13 protein-coding genes and 1 pseudogene are annotated in these 10892 nt (G+C 67.4%); 8 read left to right on the top strand and 6 right to left on the bottom strand.

The genetic code is table 11. The annotated features are described in order from the left end of the window. The 6 genes and pseudogenes from AB0D01_RS38895 to AB0D01_RS38920 form a co-directional block, all read left to right on the top strand. Window positions 1-95: pseudogene (locus AB0D01_RS38895) on the top strand (SAM-dependent methyltransferase); the annotation flags it as partial. A gap of 115 nt (window positions 96-210) precedes the next feature. Then, window positions 211-705: a winged helix-turn-helix domain-containing protein gene (locus tag AB0D01_RS38900; protein ID WP_363064005.1), complete on the top strand. Its 495-nt coding sequence runs from the start codon at window positions 211-213 to the stop codon at window positions 703-705. After that, window positions 702-1277 (top strand): IS630 family transposase, encoded by a 576-nt coding sequence (locus AB0D01_RS38905; RefSeq protein ID WP_363064007.1) that lies wholly within the window; start codon window positions 702-704, stop codon window positions 1275-1277. The genes AB0D01_RS38900 and AB0D01_RS38905 overlap by 4 nt, the downstream gene beginning before the upstream one ends. A gap of 425 nt (window positions 1278-1702) precedes the next feature. Beyond that, window positions 1703-2134 (top strand): hypothetical protein, encoded by a 432-nt coding sequence (locus tag AB0D01_RS38910; protein WP_363064009.1) that lies wholly within the window; start codon window positions 1703-1705, stop codon window positions 2132-2134. 141 nt (window positions 2135-2275) lie between these two features. After that, window positions 2276-3541, top strand: coding sequence for a serine/threonine protein kinase (locus AB0D01_RS38915; protein WP_363064011.1), 1266 nt, complete (start codon window positions 2276-2278; stop codon window positions 3539-3541). Beyond that, window positions 3538-3852: a hypothetical protein gene (locus tag AB0D01_RS38920; RefSeq protein ID WP_363064013.1), complete on the top strand. Its 315-nt coding sequence runs from the start codon at window positions 3538-3540 to the stop codon at window positions 3850-3852. The genes AB0D01_RS38915 and AB0D01_RS38920 overlap by 4 nt, the downstream gene beginning before the upstream one ends. 90 nt (window positions 3853-3942) lie before the next feature. Here AB0D01_RS38920 and AB0D01_RS38925 read toward each other — a convergent pair whose 3' ends face one another. Together AB0D01_RS38925 and AB0D01_RS38930 are read right to left on the bottom strand one after the other, a co-directional pair. Next, complete coding sequence (locus AB0D01_RS38925) at window positions 3943-5133, bottom strand: IS701 family transposase (RefSeq protein ID WP_363064029.1); 1191 nt, start codon at window positions 5131-5133, stop codon at window positions 3943-3945. A gap of 72 nt (window positions 5134-5205) precedes the next feature. Then, window positions 5206-6050 (bottom strand): IS5 family transposase gene (locus tag AB0D01_RS38930; protein WP_363064015.1). Its coding sequence is split into 2 segments (ribosomal slippage): window positions 5206-5717 and window positions 5717-6050, totalling 846 coding nucleotides; the frame shifts between segments, so codons are not numbered across the junction. Between the two features lie 18 nt (window positions 6051-6068). On the opposite strand from AB0D01_RS38930, the gene AB0D01_RS38935 reads away from it, so the two are divergent. Next, on the top strand, window positions 6069-6929 hold the full coding sequence (locus AB0D01_RS38935; RefSeq protein ID WP_363064017.1) for a hypothetical protein: 861 nt from the start codon (window positions 6069-6071) through the stop codon (window positions 6927-6929). Window positions 6930-7065: 136 nt separating this feature from the next. On the opposite strand, the gene AB0D01_RS38940 is transcribed toward AB0D01_RS38935, so the two are convergent. After that, window positions 7066-7275, bottom strand: coding sequence for a hypothetical protein (locus AB0D01_RS38940; RefSeq protein WP_363064019.1), 210 nt, complete (start codon window positions 7273-7275; stop codon window positions 7066-7068). A gap of 150 nt (window positions 7276-7425) precedes the next feature. Then, window positions 7426-8004, bottom strand: a complete 579-nt coding sequence (locus AB0D01_RS38945) for a suppressor of fused domain protein (protein WP_363064021.1) — start codon at window positions 8002-8004, stop codon at window positions 7426-7428. A gap of 260 nt (window positions 8005-8264) precedes the next feature. Here AB0D01_RS38945 and AB0D01_RS38950 point away from each other — a divergent pair, with 260 nt between their 5' ends. Then, window positions 8265-8486: a hypothetical protein gene (locus AB0D01_RS38950; protein WP_363064023.1), complete on the top strand. Its 222-nt coding sequence runs from the start codon at window positions 8265-8267 to the stop codon at window positions 8484-8486. Window positions 8487-8606: 120 nt separating this feature from the next. On the opposite strand, the gene AB0D01_RS38955 is transcribed toward AB0D01_RS38950, so the two are convergent. Beyond that, complete coding sequence (locus tag AB0D01_RS38955) at window positions 8607-9209, bottom strand: hypothetical protein (protein WP_363064025.1); 603 nt, start codon at window positions 9207-9209, stop codon at window positions 8607-8609. 653 nt (window positions 9210-9862) lie between these two features. Then, window positions 9863-10636, bottom strand: coding sequence for a hypothetical protein (locus tag AB0D01_RS38960; protein WP_363064027.1), 774 nt, complete (start codon window positions 10634-10636; stop codon window positions 9863-9865). Between the last annotated feature and the right edge of the window lie 256 nt (window positions 10637-10892).

Below are 10892 nucleotides of genomic sequence, written 5' to 3' on the forward strand. Positions count from 1 at the left end.
AGTCCTCCCTGGTCACCGGCATCGAGGAGGCGTTCATCAACTCCTACAAGGACGGCTCCTTCCAGTACGTCCTGATCGCGGCCGACCGCGTCTGAACGACGGACAATGATCTGCCCCACGTCCTGGGTTCCAGATCTGGTAGCTACTGAGGTTGAACTCGTGGTGTCGTAGGGGCTGACGGCTGGTCGTCCGCTGCGGTATGACCGAGGCATGCGGTATCCACAAGGGGGCGGGCTGACCGCCGAACGGCAGCAGTTTCGCGAGGGGTTACGACTCCAGGCGGCGGAGCGGTTCGCCCTGGGTGAGGCGAGCGCGGTGATCGCCAAGGACCTGCGGATCAGTGTCCGGTCGGTGCAGCGGTGGCGGCGGACGTGGGACGAGGGCGGTCCGCGGGCCCTGCGGTCGCAGGGGCCTGCGTCGCTTCCAAGGCTGAGCGAGAAGCAGTTCGCGCAGCTGGAGGCGGAACTGGCCAAGGGTCCGGCCGCCCACGGCTGGGAGGACCAGCGGTGGACGCTCGCGCGGGTCAAGACGGTGATCGGCCGGCGCTTCCACCTGACCTACACGATTCAGGGCGTGCGCAAGCTCCTGGTCCGTAACGGCTGGTCGTGCCAGGTGCCGGCCCAGCGCGCCTTGGAGCGGGACGACGACGCGGTGGCCGGGTGGGCCCGGGAGGTGTGGCCCTGCGCGGAAGACTCGCGGCGGTGAGTGGAGCCTGGCTCGTCTACGAGGACGAAGCCGGATTCTCCATGACGCCGCCGCAGGCCAAGACCTGGTCCCAGCGCGGCCGGACCCCGGTCGTGAGGGTCCGTGGCCGGTCCCGCAGACGGATATCCATCGCCGCGCTGACCTGCTACAAACCCGGCTACCGCTCCAGGCTGATCTACCGGCCGCGCCGCGACGACGGCCGCCGCGACGGCCGCAAGAGCTTCTCCTGGCGCGACTACCGGGACCTGCTGACCGCCGCCCACCAGCAGCTCGGCGGCCCGATCGTGCTGGTCTGGGACAACCTCAACGTCCACAAAGCCGCCGACCTGCGGGAGTGGGCCGAGGACCGGGACTGGCTGACCATCTACTACCTGCCGCCCTACGCACCCGACCTCAACCCCGTCGAAGGGATCTGGTCCCTCCTGCGGCGGGGATGGCTCTCCAACGTCGCCTTCAGCACACCCGAACACCTCGTCCGGCGCATCCGACACGGCCTGCGACACATCCAGTACCGCAGCCACCTCATAGACGGCTGCCTCGCCGAGACCGGCCTGACCATCAGACCCGCCTGACCGGCCACGACATCACGAGTTCAACCTCAGTAACCCCGCCCCGCCCCGCCCCGCCCCCAACACCAGCCACTGGGGGGCCACCCGAGGCCCACAACCACCACCCACCAAGCAGCACACTCACATCGGCTGCCTACAAGCTCGGCGCCGAGCTCACCCTCACTTCGGCGTCACTCTTCAGCAGCAAATCGGCGTCACACCTTCAGCAAGCCCGCACCCCCGCAGCAAAACCCACAGGTCACACGACGCAGCATCCACTGAAAACGAAACACCGAAGCACTGAACAACCACCCCCGATCAGCACACCGATCGCCGACGACGACGTTCTCCAGACGACCAAGAAGGAACTCGTCGAAGGGCTGCTGCACCAGTTCGGGATCAACACGCACTGAGGCCAGAGCACTATGCAGGAAGGACCGCACACCACGATGGACCTGAGATGCCTCCACCCCGGCTGTAGGCAGAGCTTCAACGCCGCCCCCGGCTACGAGATACGGTCCGCTGCCCATCACGCCCTGGTCGCCGGACACCCGTACGCCGCGTTCCGCGGGGGCAGTCACAGCGCCGTCGCGCACTCCGCGCAGAGCGCCGCTCCGACCGGCGCCTACGGTCTCCCCTCCCAGACACCGAAGCGCCCGACGGCCATCACCGTTCCCGGGCCGTCTCCTACGGCCATCGGGTGCGGGCTCATCGTCACCTTCGCCGTGATCATCGCGCTCGCGGGATCCTGCTCAACCACCAGCAGTCCGCAGAACGACCGCCAGAAGTGCGAAGAACAAAGCTCCCAGGGCGACACCATCCGCTTCGGCGACTGCAAGGGGATGTTCCCCGGCCAGCCCGGCCTCAGCGGATGGGACTGATCCGACACACCCTCATCAGATACCAGCCGAGCGTTCCTCTTCTTGATCAGACGGCTGACCTTTGGGTACCCTCCGGCCAATACGGTGTGTGACACACGGGAGACATCCTGTGTGCAGTCCGACGGCGCATGGGGGTGGGCTGTGCCTGACTCGATAGCCGTGCCGGTGGGTGTCCAGCCGATCAGCTTCAGCGTTCACATGGTTCGCGGGGGAGGAACCGGCGGGGCGCGCGACGACTTCGAGTCGATGGTCGCCCAGCTCGCCGCCGCGACGACCCCCGGCGTGCGGTCCGTCGCCCCAAACCCGGGCGACTGGGGTATCGACGCCTTCGCAGGGAACCTCGGTGGGGCGATCACGGTGTGGCAGTCGAAGTACTTCATGCCAGCCACCACGAAGGATCACCAGCAGCAGATCCGAAAGTCGCTGACCAATGCGCTGAAGGCAGCCGCCGATAACGACCACACCATCGCCAGCTGGATTCTGTGCATCCCCTCCAGCATGGACGGCCCCACGACGGCCTGGTGGGACAAGTGGAAGAAGGCCAAGGAGAACGAGCACAACCTCGTCATCCAGCTCTGGGACGAAACCGCCCTCCGCAAGAAGCTGCTCAGCCCCGAGGCCGACGACGTACGACGAGGGTTCTACGAGACCTACGCACAGACCGCCCCCTCCCCCGTCGAGCAGCTTCGGCTGGTGCTCGAAGTCGAGGACGACAAGGCAGCCGCTCTCGGCTCCGCCTTGTTCATCCGGCAGATGACCGAGGCCGGCCACGAGGAGCTGGACTCGGCCAAGCGCCAGTTCTTCAATGCCGATCTCGTGGCCCGCGAGATCGCGCACAAGGGCGTGGCGGCAGAGGTGGCGGCGCTCAGCTCGGCCGACGCGACCCTGCACGGTTTGTGGGAGATGCAGTTCAACGAATGCGCCGCCGAGAACACGATCACGTCTCTGCACTCTCGTGTCTGGCGGGACGTCCGCAACGAGCACGACAAACTGCCGAAGTCCCTGCGCTTGGAGCTCGTGCACAGCTGGGGGCTGGTGCACCGGCTGGTGGACAACCGAAAGGCCGGCTGGGTCAAACACTGGCGGCAGATCGCCGCCGAGCACACCGACGGCTACTGTAATGGCGTTTGGCACTCTGGATTGGGCACGGTTCTCGAACTCGACAAGGACGACCTCGGCCTGGCCGGCGGCGAAGTGGTCTGCGCGCAGGACGTGGTCGCGGAGCTTCTCCTGCCGGTATCTGATCGAGACCGCGAACTGCTCGTCTGCGTACAGAGCAGCAAGGGCCAGCGCTGCAGGGCGGAGCTCAGTGGGGTGAAGAGCCCCTTCATGTACGTGCGCAAGCACCGGGGTCCCGATGGCGCTCTTCGGCTGCGTGCGGCACACTTCCGACGGTTCATGAGATGACGGCGGAGGAGAGTGACCGGCACAAGGCCATGAAGGACTTCCTGGCCCGCACGGCGCAGACGGCGGGTCTCGAGGTGCGGGTGGAGAAGTCCACCAAGCTGCGCTCTTCGCGTCCCGACGTGACCATCGTGGGGGCCGGCGGTCTGGATCTGGGCTGTGAGGCGCAGTACTACAACGCCAGTGCCGCCAGTGTGTTGCGCCGATCCAAAGCCCATGCTGCGGCCGGTCTCAGCCCTAGTACTGCAACGGTCTTTGATCTGATGGTTGGGCAGTTTCTGGTGGTGTGTGGCCGCGTCGTTTGTAGTGGCTGACGCGGGCCTGGAACTGGCGTTGTCGGCGCCAGTGTGACCAGTGCAGGACGTGTGCGACGGGTGCTGGTCGGCGGTGTGTGAGGCGGGTGATCAGACGTCGGATTTCGGGGAGGGTGAGTGGTATGAGCTGGGAGGATCCGTTTCTGCTTTCCCTGTGTCGCACTCGCGGGCCTTCAGGACGGTGAGGCAGGCGTGGGCGGCCATGGCCAGGGTGATGTGGCGGTGCCAGCCGGGATATCGGCGGACCTGGTAGTCGTCCAGGCCGCACTCCTGCTTCGCGCTCTGGAAGCATTCCTCGACCGCCCACCGGCTGCCCGCGACGTGGATGAGTTCGTCGAGGGTGGTCTCGGCCGGGCAATAGGCGATGTAGTAGGAGATCTGATCGGGCCGGCTCACGCTGCGGCGGGCGATCACCCAGTGCCGGCGGTCCTCGCGGTGCCAGGGCCGGACCTCCACCCTCGCCCAGTCATAGACCCGCGGGCCATGGGCGCCGTTGCCGCAGGAACGGCGCTTCCACTTCTGCCTCGCAAGGCCGTTGAACAGGTCATGAACGGGGTGGTCCATGGCCCAGCGGGAGACCACGGTGTCGTGCCTGGTGGTCGCCATGACATGGAAGACATCCGCTCGCTCCAGCTCGGTCCGCCAGCCCTTGGAAAAGCCGTAGGCGGCGTCCGCGGTCACCCAGCGGAACGGAATCTTCTCCGCGATCGCCCGGCGGACCATGGCTTTGGCGATGACCACTTTCGTCTCGAAGCCGATGGTGTCATCGATACCCGCGGCCCGGCACCGGTCCCGGTCATCGGTCCATGACGTGGGCAGATACAAGCGGCGGTCGATCAACGTTCGGCCTCGGGCACCGGCATAGGCGAGGAAGACACCGACCTGGCAATTCTCGGTCCGGCCCGCCGTTCCCGAGTATTGGCGCTGAACCCCGGCCGAGCGGACGCCCTTCTTCAGGAACCCGGTGTCGTCCACGATCAGGACCGCCTCAGGGTCACCGAGATGCTCGACCACATAGCCACGGACATCGTCGAGGACTTCATCGGCGTCCCAGTCGATCCGGTTCAGCAGCCGATGGATCCGGTCCGGACCGGCATGCCCGGCCTCCTCGGCCAACGTCCAGCCGTTCTTGCGTTCCAGCGGGGCTATCAGACCACGCATATACGCCAGCGTCGACTCCCGTGGCTCCACCCTTGAGAACCGGTGAACGAACCGCTCGTGCAACTCCGACAATCCCGCCGACCACACGCGGGCATCCGCCCGCACCGACTCCAACCCCATATCCATCACAACGTCATAACTGCCCAACAGTCACCGAAAGAACCGTTGCAGTACTAGGCCGTTTCTTAGCGATCACCTCGCGGTCCAGATGTGGATGGCCGCGAGGTGTAGGGCTGCCCGGTAGATGGTTGCGGTCTTGTCGTAGCGGGTGGCCAGGCCGCGCCACTGTTTGAGTTTGTTGATGCAGCGTTCGACGGTGTTCCGCTGCTTGTAGGCGGTCTTGTCGAAGGCCGGGGGCCTGCCGCCCTTGCGGCCGAGGCGTTTGCGGTTGGCGATCTGGTCGGCGGGCTGCGGGATCACCGCCCGGATCCCGCGCTTGCGCAGGTGCTCGCGGATCGCGCGGGACGAGTAGGCCTTGTCGGCCAGCACCACCGTGGGCCGGGTCCTGGGACGGCCTTTCGGCCTCGTGACCCGGATCGCGTTCATGACCTGGGTGAACGCCGGTGCGTCACCGGCCTGGCCCGGTGTGACGATGAACGCGAGGGGTCGGCAGTGGCCGTCGGCGGCGAGGTGGATCTTGGTGGTCAGTCCGCCGCGGGAGCGTCCGAGGGCATGGTCGTCCGGCTCGCCGGCCGGGGCCCCTTTTGACGGGCCCCGGCGGCGTGCTGGTGGGCACGGACGATCGTGGAGTCGACCGCGACGACCCAGTCCAGGTCGCCTTCGGTGTCGGCCTGGGCGAGGAGGGCGGCGAAGACCCGGTCCCAGGTGCCGTCGATCGCCCACATCCGCAACCGGCTGTAGGCACCCTTCCAGGAACCGAACCGCTCGGGCAGGTCCATCCACGGCGTGCCGGTGCGGTACTTGAAAGCGATCGCGTCGATCACCTCCCGGTGATCCCGCCACCGCCCACCCCGCCGAGGTGTCCGGTCCGGCAACAACGGCTCGATCCGCGCCCACTGCGCGTCAGTCAACGACACACATCAACCAACGATCAGATGATCCGAGAGAAACGGCCTAACTGGATCACTCACGACGACACGTTCCACCTGGTGGATCGGTCGAACTGGATGCTGACCAACCAGGTCACCTGGCGGGAGATCAGCAACGCCACCGACCTTGCGCTGGTCGGCGGGTACCGCGTCCTTGCCGAGTGGCACTGTGTCGCCGCCGCCCAGCGTCCCTGCCCGGATGGCAAAGTCAAGACAGGGTGCGGGAAGGTTCACCTGCTGTGGGACACCCCGCGCCGTATGGACGGTGAAGCCTCTGGGTGGACCAGCTTCGACGGTGACGTCGCCAGCGTCACCGTCGGTCGCACGCTGATCGGCGCTGCCATCGGTCACATCGCACCGCTGTTCATTCCCTCGCGCAAGGACTCACGTGCGGGTAGCCATCTTTGGGTGCCCCTCAAGGACCGGAACAAGTGGGCCGACTACCGCAGAGTGGACACACCGCACTCCACCGAGAGCGACGAGCTGGACGACGAGATCCAGTACTCGGGCCGGGAAGCGGACACGACATGCCGGTTCGGCGAGGACACCTGGCACCCCAGCGCCCCCTTGGAGCCGCGGGGCATCGCCAGCATGGAACTCGCCATCACGATCGACAAGATGATTCCGGCACCCAGGACAGAGCCGACACCTGACCGTCATGAGCCGGACAAGCCGACTGCCCTGCCGAATCAGCCGTCCCAGACGCCCTCTCCCCTCCACCGGGGCTCCTGTGAAACCGGCAAACCCACATGCGGCCAGCCCGCACGCTTCTACGCAGCCGGATGGCGCTGCGACCCGCACCGGCCCAGCAGCTTCTGGGGACCCCAGACTCGCCCCCGCCCCCAAGCCGTCGATCCGAGCCAGTAAGCACCGCACGAACACCGCGGAGAAACGGCTTCAGACCGTCGGCGCCGCCCGCCCACCCGGCGGTCGCGAGCGGCTGTGTGGCACGGCGAAGGGCCACCACCTGGCGAGGTGACAGCCCCGCCCCTCCCGGGTGCGTCTACGGGGCGGGGGCGAACTCCACGTCCGTACCACCGCAGCAGGCAGCGGCGTCGAGCAGCCGGTCGCGCTCGGCCTCGTCGACCGCGAGGCCCCAACGGAGTTTCTTCGCGGTCCACTCGGCTCCCCACCGGCACAGCGCGTCCGCGGACGGGGGGAGCCACTGCGCCGGATCCTGGTCACCCTTCGAGCAGTTCGAGCGCGCGGTCACCGCGATTCGGGAGGCTGGCTGACCCTGGTCGTTCGCGTATACCTCCCGCCGCGCCGCCGTCCACGCCGACGCCCCCGAGTCGGCGGAACCTGAAACCGATACGCTCCTGGTGATCATTCGCGGTGACCACCGGGAGGTTTGCTCGTCGTCTCACACGACCGACGCCCGGAAAGGATCAGTGGGAATGATCTCCGCCCCGTCGAAGAGCTGCTCCAACGCCTCATGACCCTGATGCCTGCGGAACTCGACTTCGGCGGCCGTCACAGGCAAGGTCCACAGGATGCGGGCGTGCCCCCAGGGTAGCGGACAGTGCTCAAGGTCAGGTCCGTGGAGATAGGGCAGGCTGACCAGCAGGTGGTCGCAGTTCGAGCCCGGCACCCACGGCTCACCGATCGGCATGCTGTGCGCCAGATCGAGCTGATGCCCACCGCAGTGGTAGTACGCGATCATGGCCATGAGGTCGATGAACCGCTGGTCGCGGACGTGGGCGGTCATGACGAACTCAAGCCCATGACCGTCCTTCTCCACCGCGGCCCAGCACCCGGCGGTCACATAGGCCCAACAATCGCCGCGCGGGCCAGGGCCGACAACGAAAACCCGCAGGTCGGGCACGACCTCGCGCCGTTCCGGCCCCAGGTCGCAGACGACGACCTCAACGGAATGCCCCTCGAAAAACGCCCGGACATGTGACTCAACGGCCCCCACGGACCGCAGCCTCGCATCACTCACCGCGCGATCATGCCAGACCCAATCACCCGGCCCGACCCTCACCCAGCGTCATGGCCGGTGCGCCTCAGCCGCGAACTCGCGACACCTCAACATGCGGACCTACCAGTCCCGAGGCTGGAATCGGCCCACCGCTCCCGGGCCACCACAACGACGGCCCATGATGAGCACACCCGCCTGGCGATCAGCTGCCCGAGGGGGACTCACGCGTCGATGGCCGAGGTCGGTGGTGACGTCATCGACTCGTTCAGCGTTGGACGGGCTTGGACGAGGACGTACTGGACCTGCTGGACACCCTGCTCGACGGCGTCAACGAGACCCGCATCAAGTTGATCAGCGCCGACGAAGCCCGCGCGTTGATGGTCCTCCTCGCCCTCCTCGACACCAACGCCCAACCGGAGGACATCCGCCGAGCCGCGGGCGAGATGCGATTCCGGATCGGATCCCGCCTCGCCGCACCTCCCCACACCGCACCCGCCGCATGACCACGCCGGCCCGAAGCCGCTGCCCCCGATTCGTCGACGGGGCAGCGGCTTCGGGCACGCGTCTCCTGGTGCCGCAGGTTGGGACGCGGTAGGGAAATCAAGGGGTGTCCATGGGGATGGTCAGGCGTAAGGGCTCCACCGGCCGAAGCGTGCCAGCAGTTTGCGTGTGGCCGTCTCGTCGAGGCCGAGAGCGGCCGCGGCCTGGGCGGTGTCGAGGTCGTGCCGGGTACCGTGCGCGGCCCAGTAGCCGAGCCGTTCGGCCGTCACCTCAAGACGGCGGGCCGCCCGGACCGCGGCGACCGGGGAGGTCTTGGCCAGCTTGTCGACCTCCTCCTCCAGCCGCTCCAGCAGGCCGGTGATCATTTCCGGGAGCGGCACCGTGGTCGCCTCGACTACGGTGGTGTGGTGGTCCCAGTCGCGGACGCAGGCGTCCGCCTCGCTGTCACCGTGTACCTCCAGGTCCTTCTCGCCGATCGCCTCCCAGTCCAACGGGTGCTCCGGCCCCGACCAGCCACACGAGCACACCGCCCGCAACGCGTGCGCTCGCGGGCGGCGGAAGCGGCCGTCGTAGACACTCCACTGCGCCACCTCCCGACCACCCGCACCCGAGCCGCTGTCGAAGAAGACAGGGCCGGGAATGGTCCCGTCGGCCAGGACCACGCCCACCGTCCCTTCGTGCGAGGACCCGAACTCGTCCGTCGTCCACGACTCCCGCTCCGCCATCAACACCCTCCCAACAACCGTCCATGCAGCGCCTCCACAGCGCCGGGTACGACGATCCCGCGAGCAGGCAGGACTGCGGGGCCGAATCCACGAACGAAGACCCCCCCGCCGCCCGGGTCCGGCTGGCCCGGTCTGTCAAGCAAACGCAGCGACCGACTCACAGCGTCCGCCGCCAACCCATCAGGGCAGGTCAGGGGATGGCAACGCGGGCATGCAGGGACCAAAGCGACTCAAGTTCCGATATACAGGCTCGATATTGATGCGGGCAGGCTGTCTGGGGCTGGACGGCCGCCTATCCGAAATGTCATCGCTCTTCAGCAGCTGCCCCCTTCAACCCAGATGCACTGGGCACGGCTCGCGCCGCAGGCCGGCACCACCGCCGACACGCGCCACAGCACCCACGAGGACCCGCCGACGCTCAAGCACGGGGTGCACGCCGAGTTCGAGGACGAGTCGGCCGCGTTCCTTCAGCTGCAGCGGGTTCTCCGCCCCGATGAGGAACGGCATGAACACCAGGGGCTGTCAACGACTCTTGAATTTTGGCCCCCTCCGGGACCAGCTTCGCAGCGGCCATGCCCCACCCAGAGCCGCGCCCCGACGGGCAGCACACCACCACTGCTGACCGGGTGACCGTCTGTAAGCACGCAGCTGGCTCAGCCAGGGCCGCTCACCGCTTCCTCGACCCACCGCACGACGTCGTGCGTACGGCTCTCCTGTCCGAAACGGGTCAGCATGTCCACCAGCGGCGTGCTCAGCTCGATCGCCGCTTCGGAATCCTCAGCGGCCAGGGCGTGCCAAGCTTCGTGGGCGCTGCGGATGATGTGGTCGGTTTCGGCTTTCGGTTCTGCGCCGGCTGATCCGCGACGGAGAGCGACGCGGATCAGCAGGGTCACCGTGCCGATGGGGTCGTCGGGGTTCTGCTGGTTGCCTGCTTGCCACGCGAGGGCGCTGAGGGCGCCCACGGTGTAGGGGTGCAGTGGTCCGTACTCCGATTCCAGGGTGGTTTCCAACCGTTTCGCGAGGACGGTGGCGGTGGAGGTGTCGCCTGCGGCGTGTGCCGTCCGAAGCTGTGTCCAGGTGTCCAGGTGGTGTGTCGGAAGGGGCGTTCCCCAGGCCACGGTCGGGGGTCGAGGCGGTGGGGCGGGTGCGGGCGGTGGAGGCTGCGCCGGTTGTGGGGGCGTGGGGTGGGGCTCGGGCAGTGTGGTCAGGTTGCCGTCGGCGTCCACGATCAATGGCCATGATGTCCCGTCCGGTTCACGGGCGGTGACGCGCACGGGGCGGCCACGTAGGGCGGCCCGCACGCGGATGTCGGTGAGGGCGGCCCGCCGTGCGGCGGGGAGGTCGCCGGTGGGGCCGATGATGCGGTCGCCGTCGATGTAGACGCCGGAGGCGGTGATCACGATGGTGTAAACGGGCGTGGCCGGCACGTCCTGTGGTGGCACTGTCATTTTTCTGATTCACCCACCTGCGGGAAAATATGGTGGCGCCCATCCGAGATAGGTCGCACCCCATTTTGTTTCGATGTCGGTCGCTGGCACTACGTCAATGTAGCCGGGCCGGCGAATGTCATTGCTTGCGATCATCCCTCCGCCTAAGGGCTGTCCCGTAAACGAGCTCTGTGAGCGGGACTCGGTTCAGGCATGTAGCTTCGTCGTCGGAGGTTTCGCTCGTGCTGTTCAGGCC

Source organism: Streptomyces sp. NPDC048606 (assembly GCF_040650855.1).
GTDB lineage: Bacteria > Actinomycetota > Actinomycetes > Streptomycetales > Streptomycetaceae > Streptomyces.

Excerpts from the sequence above, each read along its gene's own strand:
- AB0D01_RS38900 (WP_363064005.1), top strand. The coding sequence starts at position 211 with ATGCGGTATCCACAAGGGGGCGGGCTGACCGCCGAACGGCAGCAGTTT.
- AB0D01_RS38910 (WP_363064009.1), top strand. The coding sequence starts at position 1,703 with ATGGACCTGAGATGCCTCCACCCCGGCTGTAGGCAGAGCTTCAACGCC.
- AB0D01_RS38920 (WP_363064013.1), top strand. The coding sequence starts at position 3,538 with ATGACGGCGGAGGAGAGTGACCGGCACAAGGCCATGAAGGACTTCCTG.
- AB0D01_RS38925 (WP_363064029.1), bottom strand. The coding sequence starts at position 5,133 with ATGGGGTTGGAGTCGGTGCGGGCGGATGCCCGCGTGTGGTCGGCGGGA.
- AB0D01_RS38935 (WP_363064017.1), top strand. The coding sequence starts at position 6,069 with ATGATCCGAGAGAAACGGCCTAACTGGATCACTCACGACGACACGTTC.
- AB0D01_RS38955 (WP_363064025.1), bottom strand. The coding sequence starts at position 9,209 with ATGGCGGAGCGGGAGTCGTGGACGACGGACGAGTTCGGGTCCTCGCAC.